The sequence below is a fragment of the Streptomyces sp. NPDC090032 genome, from assembly GCF_044748025.1.
GTDB lineage: Bacteria > Actinomycetota > Actinomycetes > Streptomycetales > Streptomycetaceae > Streptomyces.
This window is the reverse complement of record NZ_JBIVFF010000013.1, coordinates 62,184-82,170: the sequence shown is the minus strand read 5'-3', so window position 1 is coordinate 82,170 and position 19,987 is coordinate 62,184. Positions and strand designations below refer to the sequence as shown.

Sequence of the window (19,987 nt, the reverse complement as noted above, 5' to 3'; positions counted from 1 at the left end):
CTCGTACGGGAATCTCGTTGGTGATCAAGGGCGGGCGGGTGGCAGGGCGGCGCGGGCCGGACCGGTGACGGGGGCCAGGGCGGTTGGGGCGGCGAGACCGGTGGCGGGTGCGAGGCCGGTGGCGGGTGCGAGCGCGCCGGCGCGTCTGCCCGGCGGTTTCGCGGCCGGGGCGGGCGGATCGGCGAGCGGCGCGGCACAGAAGCCGCAGCGGTCACCGATGAGTTCGAGGCCGCACCAGTGGCACGACTCGCGCCGGACGGACGAGACGAGCTGGTAGAGCACGGAGATGTCGGGGATGGCGGCCGCGAACTCGGTGAGCTTTCCCGGGTTTCCCGGCTTCCCGGTGGCCCACCAGCGCGCGGACTCGGCGGGCAGCCTGGTCTCGACGGCGCCCTGCACCTGCCAGGCGGGGGCAAGGGTGCCGGTGATCCAGTCCGTGGGCTGCTGCCCGGCCGCGTAGTACATGCGGGTACCGAAGGCGGGTCCGCCGAGCAGGGGCGACTCGGGTCCGGTGAGCCGTACGACTTCGGGCTGCGGGGTCGCGAGTACGGCGAACTGGGCGCCCGGCATCCACGACTTGGCGTGGGCCTTGAGGCTGACGGGCACGCGGTCGAGCCGGGCGACGGAGCCGAGTACGGCGCCGGCGTAGATGTAGTGGGCGAGGAGCCGCGCGGCGGAGGCGAGCACACCGGGACTGAAGTCGCACATGGTCAACTGCCGCAGCTGGAGCACGAGTACGGCGAGCCCGAGCGGCGGGAGCTCCGGCCGCAGGATGGCGATCCGGTCGCTTTCCAGCACGGAACGCACCGCGTGCAGCCGGTGAACGACCAGGTCCGGCACGGATGCCGGGCACAGGGCGATCACATAGCCGTGGTGCTCGATCAGAGTGTGCATCTCGACGATCGCGCGATCGAGGTCGTAGGGCTCCGCCCTGCCACCCCTGTCCCCGGCGGAACGGAGCACGGCCGACTGGAGAACGGCGGCGGACGGCGTATGCCGGTCGGACGCGGCGAGGACCAGGTCAGGGCTGGTCACGGCTATCGCGGTCGGCACGCTCGTACACCCCCCGGTCTCTGTGCACTCCTGTCTCAGCACCATATCCGCGCATTGCCCGCTCAACACCCAACTTCCCTGTGTTCACCGGGAGGTTGCCCAGGCGGACAGCGCGACCCGGCAAGGAACCAGTAATTCCAGAAGCCTTGACAACCCCAATGGTCTGGACCAGTTTGTACAACCAGCAACTGCCCCTCCCCCCACTTCTGAACCGGAGGCAGCAATGGCACGTGCGACGACAGAACCCGCGCGGAAGCGTTCATTCCTAGCGGCGGCGCTGACCACTCTGGCCCTGGCCCTCACCGGCACGGCGACGGCCGCCGCGGACCCCGCCGGGGCGGCCGCGGCTCCCCCGGCCCACGCGGTCACCGGGTACTGGCAGAACTTCGACAACGGGGCGACCGTCCAGAAGCTCAGTGACGTACCGGCCGACTACGACATCATCGCGGTGGCGTTCGCCGACGCGACGGCGACACCGGGCGCGGTCGACTTCACGCTCGACTCGGCGGGCCTCGGCGGCTATACGGAGGACGCGTTCAAGGCGGACATCAAGGCGAAGCAGGCAGCCGGCAAGTCCGTCGTCATCTCGATCGGCGGCCAGAACGGCACGGTCTCCATCAACGACGCGAATTCCGCGACGAACTTCGCGAACTCGGTCTACTCACTGATGCAGGAATACGGCTTCAACGGCGTAGACATCGACCTTGAGAACGGCCTGAACTCCACCTATATGTCGCAGGCGCTCAAGTCCCTGTCAGCGAAAGCGGGTTCGGACTTCGTCCTGACGATGGCCCCGCAGACGATCGACATGCAGTCGACGTCAGGCGAATACTTCAAGACCGCACTGGCCGTGAAGGACATCCTGACGGTCGTCAACATGCAGTATTACAACAGCGGTTCGATGCTCGGCTGCGACGGCAAGGTGTACAGCCAGGGCTCGGTCGACTTCCTCACGGCCCTCGCCTGCATCCAGCTGGAGGGCGGCCTCGACCCGTCGCAGGTCGGCCTCGGCGTCCCGGCCTCCACGAGCGCGGCGGGCAGCGGCTACGTGTCCCCGTCCGTGGTCAACGCCGCCCTGGACTGCCTGACGAAGGGCACGAACTGCGGATCGTTCAAGCCCTCGAGGACGTACCCCGGCCTGCGGGGCGCGATGACGTGGTCGACGAACTGGGACGCGACGTCGGGCAGCGCCTGGATCTCGGCGGTGGGCCCACACGTGCACGGCCTGTAAGCCCTTCCCTTCCCTTCCCTCTCCCCCCTCCCCTCCCCTCCCCTCCCCTCCCCTCCCCTCCCCTCCCCCTTCCCCTCCAACTGCAGCGCCGCCGCTCCCCCGGCGGCGCTGCCGCGCGTCAGGGGGAGGTCCGCGAGGAGGACATCTGCCGCCGCCCGGCCCGCACGGCCCCACCGGCGCACACGATCACGACCCCCAGCAGCACCCACTGGACCCCACCCATCCACCGGGGCACGAGTTCATGGGTCCTGCCGTCGCCGTATACGCAGGTGGCCTGGGCGGGGAAGGGCGCGCGCCGCACGTCCTGCGCCCTCTCGTAGATGCCGGTGGTGAAGGCGGAACAGGATTCGAGGGGTGTGCTGCTGGGCGAACCGGTGGAGAACAGCGCGAGCAGGTAGACGGCGAGCAGCGTGCCCCCGGCGAACACGGCGAGCCGCCCGAGCCGAGCGGCGGCCTGTGCCCCCCGCACCCCCAGGAGTTCGAGCGAGAGCGCACCCGCGCCCGCCGTCCCGGTCACGACGACGCACACCCAGAACACCCACACGAGCAGCCCGGAGCTGTCCAGGGTGGTCCCGTCGGCGAACACACAGCTCACATTGGGCGGAAAGCTGGTCTCCTCGACCCGGAAAGACCCCCCGGGCCCGACAATCCCGTGCCCGCACCGCTCGTCCTGCTCGGAAATGGCGGTAGCGATCCAGGCCACGACCCACACGACGAACGAGGCGCCGAACCCCACCCCGAAGACCCCCCAGAGTCGATCGGCGTCGCGTCGGGAGGCACGTGTGTTCGGCATGACGGGGGAGCTTAGCTGCCGGCGGCAGTGGGCCGACTGTGGCTTGATGGCGGCGCTTGTGTCGGCTGGGGCCTGCGTTGCATGCGTCAACACACGGATGTGAAGATGCCCGATATGGCTGACGACGGGGGCGGCGCGGGCGCCGGGGACATATCGAGGTCAACGCTTCACGATTACGTGGAAACGACCGGACCGGCGACGGATTCCGCGTCCGGGCCGGCAGTTCCGGTCGTCGGCATTCGTCACGAATTCGCCGCCCTGCTGGGCGAGTTCCGGCGCACTGCCGTACTCCTTCCGCTGAGCGCCGACGGATTCCCGCTCACCGCCGACTTCGGTGGCGTCCGGTGGATCTACGCCTTCTCGGACGAGCCGTCCTTGGCGCGATTCGCGACTGTGAGGGGCGAGAGCAACCGCGAATGGGCCTTCGACCGCGTCCTGGGCGCCCGCCTCCTCGACGCCGTGGCACCGGCCCTCGACGTGCCGTGCGGGGTGGCCCTGGACGTCGGCAGCCCCGGCGACGAACTGCTGCTCCCACCGATCACCGGGGTCGTACCTGACCGGGTGGCCGTGGACTCGGAGACGTACGAGGAGATGGGCGAGGACACAGGCGAGGACAGGTACGAGGAGTTGAGCGAGCTGTGACCGGCGGCGGGAAAGACCTTCAGGTCGGCGGGCTCGCCAAGATCACCGAAGGCATCACGCTGACGCTCGCCGAACTGAAGGAGATCGGCATGGTCGGCATGGCCGGTGCCGGACGCGGCTTCGACGAAATGGCCCTCTCCGGTCTCGCCCTCGGCCACGCCGACCTGACCTCCGCCTTCGGGTCGTTCTGCGAGCGCTGGGAGTGGGGCGTGCGCTCCCTGATCGCCGAGGGGAACAACTTCGCCGAGGGCGTGGGACTCGCGGCGGGGACGCTGCACGAGACGGACCAGTACGTCGACGGCGCACTGAAGATCGGCGCGAACTCCGTGATGGGCAACCCCTACGCCACCGAGGACGAGATCACCCAGATGAGCTGGGGCGATCTGGGCCGGCATCACGCCCTGGCCGACCCGGACTACAGCAAGGAGTCCTTCGACGAGGCCGGCACGAACATCAGGCAGGGGTACAGGGACGCCGCCCGGGACGTGGCCACCGCCACGGTGGGTGGTTCCATGACCCCGCAACGGGTCAGCGGGATGAACGACAAGGAGTACGAGGCCTGGCTGGACAGCAAGTTCGGGCCGTCCCCCGAGGAACGGGCCGAAGCAGCTGCCCAGCAGGGCGGGGGCGACCGCTGATGGGTTTCGGTGACTGGGCGGACAAGGGCCTTGGCGCGCTGGAGGACGGCTGGGACAACGGCAAGAAGGCCCTTGGCGAGGGGGTCGAGTGGGGCGCCGACAAGCTCGGCGACGGTCTCGAATACGTCGGCGCGGACTGGGCCGCGGACAAGGTCAAGGACGCCGGCGACGGGCTCGCGTCCGACCTCGGCGCGACCGTCGACGAGCAGCAGCTCGGCGAGACCGAACAGGCCAACGAACTCGTACACGGCAACCCCGGCGACATCCGCGCGAGCGCGAGCCACCTGAAGGACTTCCACAAAGCGTTCGACAAGGTCGGCGGGGGCATGCGCGCCCTGGACTCGTCGCACTGGCAGGGCGAGGCGGCGAGCACCTTCCGTAAGAAGTTCGCCATGCACCCCGGCAAGTGGCTGCACGCGGCGGACGCCTGCGACAAGGCGGGCAAGGCCCTCGACGCGTACGCCGATACGGTCAAGTGGGCGCAGGGTCAGGCGCAGGATGCCATCGACCTCTACAAGAAGGGCAAGCACGCCTCCGAGCAGGCCGTGGAGACGTACAACAAACGGGTCGACGCCTACAACACCGCGCTCAAGGCCGACAAGGATCCCGGCCCCCGCCCCGAGCCCTTCAAAGACCCTGGCACGACGGACATCAAGCATGCGCGCGAGAAGCTCGCGGAGGCGCGCCGCCAGCGCAACGAGGCCGGCGCCACCGCCACCCGCGCGGTCAAGGCGGCCCTGGCCCACGCACCGGCCGAACCTCCTCCGCTGGACCGTCTCAAGGCGAACGTCACCGACAACGCCCAGGCCACGACCGTCGAGCTCACCCATGTCGCGGGCGGAGCGCTCAAGGGGACGGCGGGCATCGTGAACTTCGTCCGCGGCCTCGACCCGGAAGATCCGTACAACATCACGCACCCGGCCGCGTACGTGCAGAACGTCAACCTCACCCTGGCCGGTCTGGCATCCACCGCCTCACATCCCGACCGTGCGGCGAAGGACGCGTACGCGAGCTTCAAGAAGGATCCCTCGGAGTTCGGCGGCCGGCTGCTGCCGGAGTTGTTCGGCACCAAGGGGCTCGGGCTGGCCAAGGGCGGGCTACGGGCCGGTGTCGAGCGCGGCGCGAAGGAGGCCGCCGAGGCGGCGGCGGAGCATTCAGCACGGGATGCACTCGGGAAGGCCCCCGCGGAGCACTCCCGCACCCCGAACTCGGTCCACCACAAGGGCACCGACCCCGTCGATCTCGCGACCGGCAAGATGTTTCTGCCCCAGACCGATGTCGCGCTGCCGGGCACGCTGCCGCTTCTCTTCACTCGACGCTTCGAGTCCGGCTACCACCTGGGCCGCTGGTTCGGTCCCTCCTGGTCGTCGACGGTCGACCAGCGCCTGGAGATCGATGCGGAGGGCGTCGTCTTCGTCACCGCCGACGGTCTGCTCCTCCCCTACCCGCACCCGGCGCCGGGCCTGCCCACTCTTCCGACCCGCGGCCCGCGCCACCCCCTGGACCGCGTCGACGACGGCTACACGATCACCGACCCGGTGACGGGACGTGTCTGGCACTTCGCCGACCGTGGCAACGATCTGGCCGTCCTGGAACAGATCGACGACCGCAACGGCAACTGGCTGACCTTCGAGTACGACGCCGAAGGGACGCCGCTCGGGATCGTCCACAGCGGGGGCTACCACCTGAAGGTGACGACCGAGGCCGGCAGGGTCAGGTCCCTGCACCTGGCGGGGGCAGGGACGGACGGATCGGACGAGGAACTGATCCGCTACGGCTACTGCGAGGACGGCCGGGAGCTGACCGAGGTCACCAACTCCTCCGGCCTGCCCCTGCGTTTCACGTACGACGACGAGGGCCGGATCACTTCCTGGACGGACACGAACGACCGGTCTTACACGTACGAGTACGACGACCAGGACCGATGTGTGGCCGAGGGCGGATCCGAGGGCCATATGAGCCTGCGGCTCGCGTACGCCGGGCCGGACCCTGAAACGGGTCTGCGGCTGACCACCACGACGACCGGCGAGGGCCACACGCGCCGATTCCTGATCAACGACGCGTGGCAGGTGATCGCCGAGACGGATCCGCTCGGCGCGACAACCCGCTATGAACGCGACCGGTACAACCGCCTGCTGTCGCAGACGGACTCCCTCGGCCATACGACGTCGTTCCGCTACGACGAGGCGGGGAACCTGGTCCGCGCCGTCCGCCCTGACGGCCGCGAGACGAAGGCCGAGTACGACGCTCACGGTCTGCCGGTCAAGGTGACGGGTCCCGACGGTACGGTTCACCGCCAGACGTACGACGAGTGCGGCAACCGCAGGTCGGTGACCGGCCCTTCCGGGCAGACGACCCGTTTCAGCTACGACGAAGCGGGCCGCCTCACGGCGGTCACCGACCCGCTCGGTCACATCACGACGGTCCGCTGCAACGCATCCGGGCTCCCCGTCTCGATCACGGACCCACTGGGTGCGGTGACACGGTACGAACGAGACGCCTTCGGCAGACCCGTCTCCATCACCGACCCGCTCGGCGCGACGACCCGCCTGGAGTGGACGGTCGAGGGCAAACTCTCCCGCCGTACAGCTCCTGACGGCACGAGCGAATCGTGGACCTACGACGGCGAGGGCAACTGCACGACGCACACGGACGCGATGGGCGGGCTCTCGTCGTACGAGTACACGCACTTCGACCTGCTCACGGCGCGCACGGGTCCGGACGGCGTGCGATACGAATTCGCCCACGATCACGAACTCCGCCTCACTCAGGTCACCAACCCTCAAGGCCTGACATGGAGTTACGAGTACGACCCGGCCGGACGCCTCATATCGGAAACAGACTTCGACGACCGCGCCCTCACGTACGCCCATGACACGGCGGGTCGCCTCACCTCCCGCACCAACGCCCTCGGCCAGACGATCGCCTTCGAGCGAAACGAACTGGGCCAGACCACGCGCAAGGACGCGGACGGCCGGGTCACGACATACGCGTACGACCTGACGGACCAGCTCGCACAGGCCACCGATCCGGACTCGACACTCACGCTGCTCCGGGACCGTTACGGCAGGCTCAGATCGGAGACGGTCAACGGCCGTGTACTCACGTACGCGTACGACGAGCTGGGCCGCCGCACCGGCCGCACGACGCCCACGGGCACGACGAGTTCGTGGACATACGACGCGGTCGGCAACCGCAGCCAGATGACGGTGTCGGGCCGCACCATCGACTTCGCGTACGACCCGGCGGGCCGCGAACTCGCCCGCCACATAGGCGATTCCCTCACCATCACCAACGCCTTCGACGAACTGGGCCGCCTCACCACCCAGTCGGTCACGGCACCTGACACCGACGGCCTCCGCCCCATCCAGTCCCGCACCTACACCTACCGGGCCGACGGAAACCTGATCGGCATCGACGACCAGCTCGCCGGCTCCCGCCGCTTCGACGTGAACGAGGCGGGCCGGGTCACGGCGGTGCACGCGGCGAACTGGACGGAGGCGTACGCCTACGACGAGGCCGGCAACCAGACGGCGGCCTCGTGGCCGGCCGATCACCCCGGTCACGAAGCGACAGGCCCCCGCACCTACACGGGCACGCGCATCACCCGCGCAGGCGACGTCCGCTACGAACACGACGCACTCGGCCGCGTCACGCTCCGCCAGAAGACCCGCCTGTCCCGCAAGCCGGACACGTGGCGCTACGAGTGGGACGCGGAAGACCGCCTCACCTCGGCCATCACCCCGGACGGCACACGCTGGCGCTACACCTACGACCCGCTCGGCCGCCGCACGGCGAAACTCCGCCTGGCTGCCGACGGCGAGACGGTCGTCGAACGGGTGGACTTCACCTGGGACGGCACGACGCTCTGCGAACAGACGACGACGTCACCGGAACTGCCACACCCGGTCACGCTCACGTGGGACCACCAGGGCCTACGCCCCGTCGCCCAGACGGAACGCATCAGCGCGACGGCGGACTCCCCCCAGCCGGAGATCGACTCCCGCTTCTTCGCCATAGTCACCGACCTGGTCGGCACGCCAAGCGAACTCGTGGACGAACAGGGCGAGATCGCATGGCGCACGCGAAGCACGCTGTGGGGAACGACGGCCTGGTCGGCCGACAGCACGACGTACACGCCCCTGCGCTTCCCGGGCCAGTACTTCGACCCGGAGACGGGGCTGCATTACAACTACTTTCGGCATTACGACCCGGAGACGGCGCGGTACCTCAGTCCGGACCCGCTGGGGCTTACTCCGGCGCCAAACCCTGCCACGTATATCAACAATCCGCACACCTGGACCGATCCTCTCGGATTGGCTCCTGACTACCACGAATTCCACACCGTGCAGGACCCCCAGAACGCCGCCCGCCTCCGCAGCGATGGCACTCCTTGGCCTGACGCAGAAAATCGAGGCCACTACGGAGAGGGCGTCTACTCATGGGAAACAAGAGCAGAAGCAGAAAGATACGCAGAACGCCTCAGGTCACGCGGGGCGGAAGTAGAAGTAATGACGTTCAAGATCAGCGATCACGACTTCTCAAGCTTGAATAAAATTGACCTCTTCAAGCTCAATGAACAAGCTGCGGAGAATTTCGCGAACACCCATAGTAGGCTATGGGGAGACGGACTGCCTCACGACTTCGAGTACATTCGCGCCCCAACAGGAATGGGCCCGGAGAACATATTCAACAAGAGGATCTTCCATCTGTTGAACTTTGGAGACTGACGAAATGGAACATACGTACAAGTACCGCCTGCGCAGTCCGCTGGGAGGGCTTGCCGCAGACCTTACGGCCGAAGGCTTGAGCGATCACGCCCCCAGCACGTACCGGCTGCAGATTGACCGAAACCTATGGCTGATCCCGCCGGCAGATATTAACTGGCGTGACTCCGCCTGGCTTTCGTTCGGACTATCAGCGCACGCTGACGCTTTGAACCGAATTCATCCGGGAGGCTTGGTTATCAGGGTTACGGCCCTCACGTTTCCGTTGGCAAGCTTCCGGTCCGAGGTTTCAGCCCTGGCCATGGACGGGTGGCTTCGGACACAGTTCCCGCTTCCGGATGTCGGCCTGCGGGCCGAATTCAACCCCTCCAGCCATTCATACAACTTCCATTGGGGGGACATCTCAAACCCCTTCGATGATTCGCAGTACTTTTGATCGACGGGGAGTCGACGATTGCGAGTTGCGGTCTCGTCATCAGGGAAGCCGCTCCCCGAGGAGGCCCGCGGCCCGAACACCACCATCCTCGCAGCGACGAGCGGAAACGCCCGCCCCGCCGCTACGGTCGACGTCAGAGATGCGAACTCGATGGACACGCTGGATGCACTATGGGACACCATTGCCAAGCCTCTGATCACGCCACAACCTGGAGAATTCCTGATTATGCTCTGGGGGAAGGGAAGCGTGAGGGAGGGCTGGTTTCGCGTCCAGGACTCCCTCACCTCAAAATTGCCATCACGCATTTGCGACGCAATCGGCAGACCTGAATTCTTTGCTCTGCCATTGAACGGCAGAGACTTTTGCGCAGTAACGGTCGAGGAAGACGACTATTGGGTCGTCACTCACACGTATGAAGCAAACAAAAATGAGCTAACCAATATTCAATGCGCCAGCGAGCCAGGCCTCATCGACTGCCTAAACGAAGGAATGCATGACCACGCCCCATCAGCCGCCGCCCTCCGGTTTCGGTGCGCCGCAATACGGTGCTCCGCCCGTGTCGCCGTATCCGCAGCCCGGAACGCAGTGGCCCTCCCACGGAGCGCCTCCGCATGGGTTCCCGCCGCAGGCTGGTTATCCGCAAGGCCCCTACGGCGGTCCGCCCATGGGTGCATGGGGGCCGCCTCCCCCGAAGAGGCGCACCGGAAGGACGATCGCCATCGTCGCCGGCTGCCTTGTCGGCGCGGTCGTCCTGTACGGGGGCGTCCTCGCCTCGCAAGCAGGCAATCGCGCGGCGGGCGATCCATCCGCCCCGCAATACCGGCTCACCCTGCCCAAGACGCTCGACGGTGGCGCGTTCCGGCTCCGGGAAGATCTCAGTGACAGCTTCGACAACTCGGCGAACGGTGCCGACTCCTACGCTCGTTCCCTCCAGAGCAAGGCCGGCATGTACGGCACGGGCTCCGGTCTCGGGCAGTTGATGTACACCGGTTCGTACTCGGACCGGCAGAACCCGTTCTTCCCCAAGATGGGGCTGCTCGACGGCATGGAGAAGAACGACTCGATGACCGTCGCCGTCCCCCGGCGCGACATGGCCGGCCAGAGCTCCGACGACGACAAGCTCGCGTGCGAGGTGCTGACCAACACGGAGGGCGGCCAGGAGTTGACCACGGCCGTCTGCTCGTGGGCCGACCGTTACACGCAGGGCGTGGTCGCAGACAACAGCCCCGACAGCTGGAACATCACGCCCGCGCAGTACGACCTCGACGCCCTGGCCAAGCGCACCGCTCGCATCCGCGACGAGGTCCGGGTGCCGGTCAGCGGCTGACGTCCGACGCGAGTGCCGGGTGCGGGTAGCCCGTGCCTCGATACGCGAACATTGGCAGATTTGGGCGAGCGGACGCGCCTTGAACGCCTGGTCGGCGGGGTGTGGGGCTGCCCAAATCTGCCGATGTTCGCCGCGGTGGTCAGCCATCGCGGGGCGTGGACAGTTCGAACCAGACCACCTTTCGGTCTGTGGCCGGGTAGCGGCCCCAGTCGGCCGCCAGGGCCTGCACCAGGAACAGGCCCCGGCCGAAGGCCTCGTCCGTCGTGCAGGGCAAGGGGTTCGGGAGTTCCGGATCGTTGTCCATCACGCCGATGCGGAGCATTCCCGTGCGGGTGCGGAGCCTTACGGCGACCGGGCCGTCCGAGTGCTTCACCGCGTTCGAGACCAGTTCCGACGTCAACAGCTCAGCTGTTGCCGCGATCTCGGGGAGGCAGCCGTAGTCAAGGAGCGCCATGCGGATCGTGTGGCGTGCGATGCGCGGGGCTCTGGGGTTGTTCGTCAGGTGGAGGTGACATTCCCAGGTTCCGGGAGGGGCTGGGGGCATGGCGAACTCCCTGTCTGTGGTGGGGGGTGCGGCGGTCGGTGGCTCGTCTCCCTGGCGCGGGGCCGCCCCTTCCAGGGAGGAAGGTTGCGGGCAGACTCGCGCGATGCACTGCCAACTGCCTGGTGTGGCTGGGGTGTTACTGAATGTAGCGTGATGAGTAGTACGTGTACTACTCCCTGGTGCGGGATTCACTCGTCCGGGGTTCGGGGCAGACTGGCCCCGTCGTCGTACAGGAGGGCGCATGCCGCCGAGAAGTACCCCCACCGAACGTCAGCGGCGTCTGGGTGCCGAGCTGCGCAAGATGCGTGCCGCCGCAGGGATCACCACGGAGTTCGCCGCCCGGCTGCTCGGTGTTCCGCGGACCAACGTGCCCAACATGGAATCGGGGCGCTCCGGTATCAGCCCGGACCGTGTGCGCACCCTCGCCGCCAACTACGGCTGCGCGGACAAGCCGCTCGTGGATGCCCTGGCAGGCATGGCCGCCGAACGGGAGAAGGGCTGGTGGGAGACGTACCGGGGGCAGCTTCCGGCTGGTTTCCTGGACATCGCCGAACTGGAGTGGCGTGCCCGGAAGTTGCGCATCGCGCTCACGGTGCATCTGCCGGGGTTGATTCAGACCGAGGACCATGCGCGAGCCGTCTTCGAGCAGGTGATTCCGCGGCTGCCTGCGACTGACGTCGACGCGCGCGTCGCGCACCGCAGGGACCGGCAGCAGGTGCTGGACAAGGCGGAGCCGCCCCACCTGGACCTGATCATGCATGAGGCCGCGCTCCGCATGGAGTTCGGCGGGCCCGACGTCGCCCGGCGCCAGCTCGAGAGCATCCTCGAGGTGAGCGACAGGAGCCACGTGAGTGTGCGGGTCATCCCGTTCAAGGCCGGTGGCTTCCCTGGCGCCGGACAGTCCGTGGTGTACGCCAGCGGTGAGGTGCCACAGCTGGACACCGTGGAGCTCGACAGCACACATGGGCCGGAATTCGTCGACTCAGGACGGGAGTTGGGCAAGTATCGAGCTCAGTTGGACGCGATGGCCGCCGTCGCCTTGACGCCCGCCGCGTCACGCGATCTCATCCGAACTCTCGTCGCCGACCTCTAGGAGTGGACACCGTGCCTGCGATCACCTGGGAAGACCCCTTCTGTGGCGAAGGCGCCAACTGCTTCCGCCTGGGCACCGACCTCGATGGCAACGCCTACATCACCATCTCCGGAGCCGAAGAAACGTATCTCAGCGACAGCCGCGACGCCCTCCGCGCCCTCATCCTCGACATCAAGGCCGGCAAGGCCGACCACCTGCTCTGACCCGTCCGCCGCTCCCGGAGAATGTCGGCAGGGATGGATGGGAACCTGGGGGGCGGTAGTGAAGAAGGTCATCGGTGGGCTCGTGGTGAGTGCTGTCGTTGTCGGTGGTGGGCTGTGGGGTGTTCTCGGGCAGAGCTCGGCTCAGGAGGGCCACCCGTCGCCCGCCTCGTTCAGGAAGTGGGCTGACAGCGCGCACGTCGCCGTTTCGCGCGAGAGCGGCACCGCCGTGTTCAACCGGAACAACGGCGACGGCGTGTCGGGGGCTCGCCAGCTCGACATGGGCAAGGGCAGCGCCACGATCCGTATCCGTGATCTCGACAAGTCGCCCGAGACGGCCTCCATGATCGAGGGCAACACGTACTCACTGACCTTCGCCTGCGCCGGCACCGGTGAGTTCACCATCCACTCCGTGGGCGCGCGGGGGATGGTGCGGGACGTCTACTGCACGTCCGGGAAGAAGGAGCCGGAGACCGTCAGCCTGAATCACCTCCAGGGGCGAAACGTCGATGGGCGCGGCGGGTCCCGGTGGGACGGGCGCATGGACCTGGCTATCAGCACCCACGGCGTCAGAGGCGTCCTCTCCTGGCACGCGGACCAGATGTTCCTGCCGAGCTGAGGCCTCCGTCCCGCAACAGGGTCCTAGAAGAAGTCCGACCACGGCTGGTCCCAGATCTGTTGCGCGCACAGGACGATGAACAGCAGGCCCGCCAGCGCCAGCATGCCGTTGCTCAGCCAGCTGTTGCGCCATTCACTGGGCGTGCGGGACGAGTTAAGGAGCCAGATCAGGGTCAGGGCCAGGAAGGGCATGAAGGCCGCGCCCAGGACCCCGTACAGGATGATCAGGCGGAACGGCTGGCCCTGGAAGAGGAGGACGATCGGGGGGAACGTGAGCCAGAGGAGGTAGGCGCGGAACGGCCAGCCCTTCTCTCGTTCGCCCGTCGCCACGTCCTCGCCCGTCACCGACACCCGGTCCGCCCCCGCCCTCGTCCTGCGGTAGCGCTCCACGAAGTCCGCGAACATCAGGCTCACGCCGTGCCACACCCCGATCAGGGACGTGAAGGACGTCGCGAAGAAGCCGATCAGGAAGAGCTTGGCAGTCGCCGTGCCGTATTCCGCTTCCAGGATCGACGTCAGATCGATCAGGCCCTTGTCGCCCGCCGCGATCGACGTGTGCGAGGCGTGGAGGAGTTCCGCCCCGACGAACAGCATCGCGACGACGAAGATGCCCGTCGTGATGTACGCGACCCGGTTGTCCAGGCGCATGACCTTCATCCAGCCCGCGTTCGTCCAGCCCTTCGCGTTGACCCAATAGCCGTACGCCGCAAGGGTGATGGTGCCGCCGACGCCGCCGATCAGGCCGAGCGTGTTGAGGATCGAGTCCTTCTCGTCGGGGAGTACGGGGAGCAGGCCCGCGAACGCGTCGCCGAGGTGCGGGGTCACCCTGATCGCCAGGTAGACCGTGACGACGAACATGACGCCCACGAGGACCGTCATGACCTTCTCGAAGACCTCGTACTTGTTGAACCAGACGAAGACGAGACCGATCAGGCCGCAGATGATCGCCCAGGGCTTGATCGACCAGTCGGCCGGGAACACGTCCGGGAACAGGGCCTGGAGCGGGAGCGCACTCGACGACATCGCCGCCGCGCCGTACACGAAGCCCCAGATGACGACGTAGACGACGAAGAAGTACGTGGTCCAGCGGCCCAGGCTCGCCCAGCCGTCGAAGAGCGTGCGGCCTGTGGAGAGGTGCCATCGGCCCGCCGCCTCCGCCAGGGAGATCTTGACCACGCAGCCGATCACCGCCGCCCAGAGCAGGGTGTAGCCGAAGTTGCTGCCCGCGATGAGGGTGGCGACCAGGTCGCCGGCGCCGACGCCCGTCGCGGCGACGACGATGCCCGGGCCGATGTACTTCCAACTTGATTTGCGGGGCTGGGAGTGGGGGTGCGCGGTGCCGGTTCCCGGTCCTGTGGTTCCTGTGGTGTCCGCCATACCGTCAAGGAAGCGTAAAGCGGGGCAGCGGGCAAGGGGGCTTGCGGGGATTCGTCATGCCGCAGCCTCGTACCCGCGGCATCCGCCGGTGCCCGCCCGCCCGCCGGACGGTGCGGCTGTGGCCGAGCCCGTCGCCATCACGGAAGAGAGGAGCAGCGCCGCGACTCCACACACAGCGCCACGGCCCCGCCCGCTCCATACCGCTGCCGGCATCGCAAGACCGTCCTCGGGCTGAGCGACTCGTCGTTGGGCGCCGACCAAAGAAGGGGATCCCGCGGCGAACACGCCGTAGGTCGTCTCCGCGCCCGTGGGACTCGTGCCGGTCAGTCCTCGAAGTACGCGTCCAGGACCTTGTCGAGTTCGTCCGCCCACTGCTGGGCGCGCGCCTTGTCCGGAGCCTCCACGTCGTTCGGGTACCAGCGGCTGTCCGGGGTGTGGACCGTGACGGTGAGACGGCGCCGGGACGTGCCCACCTCGACCGCGCCGATCTCGCTCCAGTAGAACTCGGCTTCCTGGTCGTCGAGTTGAAGGCGCACGCCCGTCGCGTCCGCCGTGATCGAACCGCGGCGGTCGGAGGCGGTGAAGTCCGGGCCGGCCGTCTCGTCTGCGGCCGGGGCGTCCGCCGGGTCCTCGGCGGCCTCCGAGTCCGCATCCGGCGCGGACGGAGACGGAGACGGAGACGGGGACAGGGGCCCAGAGCCAGACCGAGACCAGGCCGGGGACGGAAACTCCGAGTCCGATTCTGATTCCGGCTCCGAGTCCGATTCCGGGATCGAGTCGGAGGCCGGGTCCGGCTCCGCGTCCGGCTGCTCCGCCATTTCCGTGGGCTCGGCCTTGTCGAGCGACAGAGCCTTCTCCGGCCGCTCCGCACCCGGGGCCTGGCGCGGGGGAATGAGGCCGGGGACGGAGGCCGGGTCGGCGCCGGCGGCGTCTACGGGCGTGACCTTCTGAGTGTCTATGCGCTGCTCCACGGAGCGAAGTATGGCGGACGAGCCTGTGGGGCGGGAGCCTCAGCCCTGCGGAAGATCCGTGGGCCGCCGCACCCGCCCCCACTGGCCCGGCCCGAGCCGATCGAGAGGCCCTGGTCGGCCCTAGTCGTCCATGAACACGATCCGGCGCGACGGAGTGGTGCCGCCCGGTGCCGTCGCCATCGCCGCGCGGCCCGCCGGTACCGCGCGTTCCCGGCCCCACGCCCTGATCTCCTCGATCTGTTCGGGGTTGACCCGGCTCATCGGCACCGTGTTGGCGAAGGTGTCGAGGAGGAAGGACGGCTTGAGGTTCTCGGTGCCCCCGTTGACGTGGGCTTCAGCTCCGACCTCGTGCAGGACGGACTCGATGTCGGAGCCCGCGAAACCCTCGGAGAGGTCGACGAGGCGGTCCACCTGTTCCGGCTCGGGCCGGGACTTGAGGTAACGCTGGTAGTAGAGCTCGATGATTTCCTTGCGGTCCTGGTTGTCGGGCAGGTCCACGAAGAAGAGCTCGTCGAAGCGGCCCTTGCGGAGCAGTTCCGGGGGCAGACTGCGGATGTCGTTGGCGGTGGCGACGACGAAGGCGCGGGACTGCGACTCCTGGAGCCAGAAGAGGAACTGGCCGATGATGCGCTGCGGGACGCCGGAGGAGTCGTCGCGGCCGGCGAGGCCCTTCTCGATCTCGTCGATCCACAGGACGCAGGGCGCCACCCGGTCGGCCATCGCGAGTGCCTCGCGGAACCGGCCCTCCGACTCTCCGAGATACTTGCCGTGGATGCTGGCCATGTCGAGGCGGTAGAGCGGGAGCTGCCACTCGTGGGCGATGGCCTTGGCGGACAGGGATTTGCCGCAGCCGGGGACTCCGACCAGCAACACCCCTCGGGGAGGCCGGAGTTCGGAGCCGCGCAGGTCCGCCTCCATCAGCTGGTGTTTGCGCCGCAGCCACGCGCGCAGACTGGTCAGGCCGCCGATCGTGTAGTCGCTCTCCCTGAGCTGTACGCGTTCGAGGCCCGTCAGGTCGCTGAAGATGCGGTCCTTGGCCTGGGCGAGGCCGAGGACGTCGGCCTTGAGGATGGAGCCCTTCGCGGCGATCGTCGCCATGAGGTTGATGCACTCGGCCTCGGTCACCCCGCTGAGGAACTCGGCGGCTCGCCGCGCGTCGTCCTCGTCCCACTCGATGGGGATGTGCCCGTGGTGGTCCTGGAGGAAGCCGGTCAGCGTGCCGTACATCTCGTCGGTGTCCGGCAGGTCGAGGTGCAGGCTCATGCCGAGGCGCTGGAGCCCGCTCCAGATGGGCGCGTCGGTGATCAGGATGATGCTGCCCATGGTGTTGTCGGCGAGCCGGGCGAGCTCGGCGATGTGCCGGGTGACCGGGGTGTCGTCCTCGAGGTGGTCGGGGTCGACGAGCACGATCGTCGCGTTCTGCCTGCTGCTGAACTGGGCGGCGGCGAAGTCCATGGCGCCGGTCAGCGAACGGTCGTCCTGCACCGATGTGTTGGTGCGCAGGTCGCGCAGGCCGGTGGCCCTGGTGTAGATCCAGAACGGCATGGCGCTGCGGCGCGGCTGTGAGGCCGCCTCACGCAGCAGGCGCAGGGCGCGCTGCTGTTCGATGGTGCGCATGCCGATCACCGGCACACGTGCGGAGATATAGCTGTCCAGGTGGGCCAGGCTCTCGGCGTAGTTCGACATGCCGCCTTCGGTTGGCTCGGAGGGTTCGTTGTCGTACGGGAATGCGCTGCCGTACGGGATTGCGTGGGGTCAGTCGAGGACGATGCGGCGTCGCGGCCGGTCCGGTGGGCTGGTTGCCCAGGGGTCCTGCGCGGAGTCGGTGTCCGGCGCCGCCGCCTGGGCGGAGACGGCGGTGAGGCCGTTGTCGCGCAGGGTGCGTCGACGCTGTTCCGTCCAGCGTGGGTCGGCGCCGTTCTGCGCCATGCGGTCCAGGTGCTGTTCCAACTGGGCCTGCAGTTCGGCGATTTCACGGTCGACGAGGTCCGTGAACTGTTCGCGGAGGTCGGCCGGGAGGCCCGGGTTGTCGGCGAGCGCTCGTACGGTGTGCAGGCCGGTCCGCGCCTGGGCCAGTTCGCGGCCCGCGGTGAACTCGTCGTCGGCGGCCGCCATGGCGCGTACGAGCCGGTCGGCCCAGGCCTGGAGGCGCTTGTCGAGGGCGGCGGCGAAGTGCTCGACGAGGCGCTCCCACGTCTCGCTCTCGTAGTCCTCGCGCGTCAGGGCCGGCAGGGCGGCGGGGTCGGCGGGCTCCTCGGCGGACCAGCGCCGCAGGAAGTCGACCCAGGTCTCGTAGGGGCCGCCGTGCCCCCAGAACGTGCCGGTGCTCACTGCGGGCCGCCCGATCCCGGGCGGCGCACGAAGGTCTCGCCCGGTGGCAGCGGCTCCCAGTCGGGCAGTCCGTCGACGACGCGGCGCAGGCGGCCGGTGACGCGCTCACCGGCGGACTTGCGGGTGGTGGCCCACGGGGACTCGGCGGGGGCTGTCGCGCCGGGTGGCCTGCGGGGCGGGGGCGGGGCGGGGCTCATGATGTGGCGTCCTCCTTCTCTACCGTGCGGCCCTCGAACGGGGAGCTGCCGTGCGCCCCGGTGGTCAGGGACTTGATCAGCTCGCGGCACTGGACCTCGACCGCGTCCGCGGCGCGGAACCGCTCGAACCAGTCGGTGAGTTCGGCGGACGCGGCGCGCAGCTGGTGCAGGGACTCCAGCTTGGCCTGTTCGAGGAGTGCCCTGGCGCTGTCCTGGTTGCGGCGCGCGGCCTGCATGCCGTTGTGGATGACCAGGCCCCACACCGCTCCGACGACCACCGCGATCCCGATGGCGGCGCCGATGTTGACGCCGCCGACGATCAGGAGGATGCCGGCCAGCGCCAGCGCGAGCGGCAGTACCTTCTTGGCGGTCGGATAGGCGAGGGCGGCGATGAACGGCGCCATGTGCTGGTCCCAGTGCGCACCGAGCGACCGCTCCAGGTCGGGCAGCGGCTGAGTGAACGAGCCGAACCAGGGCGGCAGTTGGAAGGTGTACGCGCCGACGGTGTGGGCGGTGGCGAAGTGCGCCTGCACGTCCGGGGGCACCGCGGCGCGATAGTCGCGGGTGAACTGGGCGTGCGCCTGCTGGAACCACTCGTGGCAGGCCGCGACGGCGAGACGCTGCGTCGCGGGCGAGGTCCCGATGGCCGTCGGGTTGAGCGCGGCGGTGGTCTGCACCGTCAGATAGTCGAGGGTCTCCTCGTACGAGGCGGAGTCGGCGTCGGCGGCGCGGCGCGCGCTGTCGAGGTCGCCGTCGTGGTCGATGACGGCCTTGTTGAAGGCGAGGTCGCGGCGGAGCGGGAGCTCTTCGTCGTCGTACTCGGAGACGAGCCGGTCGAGGATGTCGTCGACGGCGTCCTCCAGGCGCTCCGACGGCTGGAACTCGCGGGCCATGATGGCCTGGTACTTGTCGAGGAGCACCTGCTGGGAGCGGGCCTTCCCGAGAAGCATGTCGAGCTGCGGCCACTGCGGGGAGAGGACGGCCAGGCGCGGGAACTCGCCCTGGGCGGAGGGCTGCTGGAGGCTGTCGAGCTCGGCGCGCCAGCGCGTGATCTGCTTCGCCTGGGACTCCCCGCTGTCCATGAGCTGGTCGCGCCAGGCGGCGAGGGTGCGGCTCAGCAGGTCGCGCCCCGCCGCGCCGAAGGCGCCCTGTGCGATGGACTCCAGGATGACGGCGAACTCGCGCCCCAGGGCCGCCGGGTCCTGCGCGAGGAGGTAGTGGCGCAGCCAGCGCACGGCGCCCTCGCGCCGCCCCTGGCGGCGCAGGACGAGCGCGAAGAACAGCGAGGTGCGGTCCGGGGAGCGGCGGAACGCCTCGTCGACGGCGCGCTCGCACAGGGTGCGGTCGTCGGCCGACCAGGAGGCGAGTGCCACCAGGGCGGGCGCGAGCCAGTAGCGCGGTGTCTGGATCATCAGCTGGTCGCCGACCGTGCGCACGGTGTCCTCGGAGACCAGGCCCAGGTCGAAGGCCTGCAGCATGCCGACGGCGGTGCGGCGCACCGTCTTGTGGTGGCCGAACTCGTGGTCGACGCGGTCCTCGATCACGCCGACCCGGGTCTCGGCGCGCTGCACGTTGGCCGTGAGGCGTGCGCTGCGCACGAAGGCCTGGAACTCGTCGCGCAGCTCCTGCAGTTCGGTGCGCGCCTGGTGCTGGGCGGCCTCGACGGTGGAGACCTGGCCGGAGACAGAGGACACCTGCTCGCTGAGCCGGGAGACCAGGCCGGTGACCTGCTCCACCTTGCGGTGGAGGCCGTAGTCCACCTCGGACATTCGCTTCTCTCCTAGAGATGCTCGGTGACGCTGCGGGTGT

The 19,987-nt window shown here is 68.6% G+C and carries 18 protein-coding genes; 9 read left to right on the top strand and 9 right to left on the bottom strand.

Annotated features, from left to right (window positions below; translation table 11 throughout):
- Positions 1-24: 24 nt before the first annotated feature.
- A complete protein-coding gene (locus tag ACIPWY_RS29755) occupies positions 25-1,098 on the bottom strand; it encodes a hypothetical protein (protein ID WP_362903525.1) in 1,074 nt (357 codons plus the stop codon).
- Between the two features lie 178 nt (positions 1,099-1,276).
- Between ACIPWY_RS29755 and ACIPWY_RS29750 the strand changes: the two genes are divergently transcribed.
- Entirely contained in the window at positions 1,277-2,284 is a 1,008-nt protein-coding gene (locus ACIPWY_RS29750; protein ID WP_393703754.1) for a chitinase, read from the top strand.
- Positions 2,285-2,402: 118 nt separating this feature from the next.
- Here ACIPWY_RS29750 and ACIPWY_RS29745 read toward each other — a convergent pair whose 3' ends face one another.
- The gene (locus ACIPWY_RS29745) at positions 2,403-3,077 is read right to left on the bottom strand and encodes a hypothetical protein (RefSeq protein ID WP_393703756.1); all 675 of its coding nucleotides are present in this window, start codon (positions 3,075-3,077) and stop codon (positions 2,403-2,405) included.
- Between the two features lie 177 nt (positions 3,078-3,254).
- Between ACIPWY_RS29745 and ACIPWY_RS29740 the strand changes: the two genes are divergently transcribed.
- From ACIPWY_RS29740 to ACIPWY_RS29720, 5 genes are all read left to right on the top strand, one after another.
- On the top strand, positions 3,255-3,719 hold the full coding sequence (locus ACIPWY_RS29740) for a hypothetical protein (RefSeq protein ID WP_393703758.1): 465 nt from the start codon (positions 3,255-3,257) through the stop codon (positions 3,717-3,719).
- Positions 3,716-4,357, top strand: a complete 642-nt coding sequence (locus ACIPWY_RS29735; RefSeq protein WP_393703760.1) for a hypothetical protein — start codon at positions 3,716-3,718, stop codon at positions 4,355-4,357. The genes ACIPWY_RS29740 and ACIPWY_RS29735 overlap by 4 nt, the downstream gene beginning before the upstream one ends.
- The gene (locus tag ACIPWY_RS29730) at positions 4,357-9,087 is read left to right on the top strand and encodes a putative T7SS-secreted protein (RefSeq protein WP_401535770.1); all 4,731 of its coding nucleotides are present in this window, start codon (positions 4,357-4,359) and stop codon (positions 9,085-9,087) included. The genes ACIPWY_RS29735 and ACIPWY_RS29730 overlap by 1 nt, the downstream gene beginning before the upstream one ends.
- 4 nt (positions 9,088-9,091) lie before the next feature.
- Positions 9,092-9,520, top strand: coding sequence for a hypothetical protein (locus ACIPWY_RS29725; RefSeq protein ID WP_362903513.1), 429 nt, complete (start codon positions 9,092-9,094; stop codon positions 9,518-9,520).
- A 664-nt stretch (positions 9,521-10,184) separates the two neighbouring features.
- Complete coding sequence (locus ACIPWY_RS29720) at positions 10,185-10,847, top strand: hypothetical protein (RefSeq protein WP_351986522.1); 663 nt, start codon at positions 10,185-10,187, stop codon at positions 10,845-10,847.
- A 139-nt stretch (positions 10,848-10,986) separates the two neighbouring features.
- Here ACIPWY_RS29720 and ACIPWY_RS29715 read toward each other — a convergent pair whose 3' ends face one another.
- The gene (locus ACIPWY_RS29715; RefSeq protein WP_362903511.1) at positions 10,987-11,391 is read right to left on the bottom strand and encodes an ATP-binding protein; all 405 of its coding nucleotides are present in this window, start codon (positions 11,389-11,391) and stop codon (positions 10,987-10,989) included.
- 241 nt (positions 11,392-11,632) lie between these two features.
- Here ACIPWY_RS29715 and ACIPWY_RS29710 point away from each other — a divergent pair, with 241 nt between their 5' ends.
- The 3 genes from ACIPWY_RS29710 to ACIPWY_RS29700 are packed head-to-tail and all read left to right on the top strand — an operon-like array spanning position 11,633 to position 13,303.
- Positions 11,633-12,484, top strand: coding sequence for a helix-turn-helix transcriptional regulator (locus ACIPWY_RS29710; RefSeq protein ID WP_362903509.1), 852 nt, complete (start codon positions 11,633-11,635; stop codon positions 12,482-12,484).
- Between the two features lie 11 nt (positions 12,485-12,495).
- The gene (locus tag ACIPWY_RS29705; protein ID WP_362903508.1) at positions 12,496-12,687 is read left to right on the top strand and encodes a hypothetical protein; all 192 of its coding nucleotides are present in this window, start codon (positions 12,496-12,498) and stop codon (positions 12,685-12,687) included.
- A 37-nt stretch (positions 12,688-12,724) separates the two neighbouring features.
- Positions 12,725-13,303: a hypothetical protein gene (locus ACIPWY_RS29700; RefSeq protein ID WP_401535767.1), complete on the top strand. Its 579-nt coding sequence runs from the start codon at positions 12,725-12,727 to the stop codon at positions 13,301-13,303.
- Between the two features lie 23 nt (positions 13,304-13,326).
- Here ACIPWY_RS29700 and ACIPWY_RS29695 read toward each other — a convergent pair whose 3' ends face one another.
- From ACIPWY_RS29695 to ACIPWY_RS29670, 6 genes are all read right to left on the bottom strand, one after another.
- Positions 13,327-14,679 (bottom strand): Nramp family divalent metal transporter, encoded by a 1,353-nt coding sequence (locus ACIPWY_RS29695; RefSeq protein ID WP_401535765.1) that lies wholly within the window; start codon positions 14,677-14,679, stop codon positions 13,327-13,329.
- A 323-nt stretch (positions 14,680-15,002) separates the two neighbouring features.
- On the bottom strand, positions 15,003-15,650 hold the full coding sequence (locus ACIPWY_RS29690) for a hypothetical protein (protein ID WP_401535763.1): 648 nt from the start codon (positions 15,648-15,650) through the stop codon (positions 15,003-15,005).
- 120 nt (positions 15,651-15,770) lie between these two features.
- On the bottom strand, positions 15,771-17,336 hold the full coding sequence (locus tag ACIPWY_RS29685) for an AAA family ATPase (protein ID WP_401535761.1): 1,566 nt from the start codon (positions 17,334-17,336) through the stop codon (positions 15,771-15,773).
- A 69-nt stretch (positions 17,337-17,405) separates the two neighbouring features.
- The gene (locus tag ACIPWY_RS29680; protein WP_401535759.1) at positions 17,406-17,981 is read right to left on the bottom strand and encodes a hypothetical protein; all 576 of its coding nucleotides are present in this window, start codon (positions 17,979-17,981) and stop codon (positions 17,406-17,408) included.
- Complete coding sequence (locus tag ACIPWY_RS29675) at positions 17,978-18,178, bottom strand: hypothetical protein (protein ID WP_383886630.1); 201 nt, start codon at positions 18,176-18,178, stop codon at positions 17,978-17,980. Before ACIPWY_RS29675 ends, ACIPWY_RS29680 begins: the two co-directional genes overlap by 4 nt.
- A complete protein-coding gene (locus ACIPWY_RS29670; RefSeq protein ID WP_401535757.1) occupies positions 18,175-19,947 on the bottom strand; it encodes a hypothetical protein in 1,773 nt (590 codons plus the stop codon). Before ACIPWY_RS29670 ends, ACIPWY_RS29675 begins: the two co-directional genes overlap by 4 nt.
- Positions 19,948-19,987: the final 40 nt, after the last annotated feature.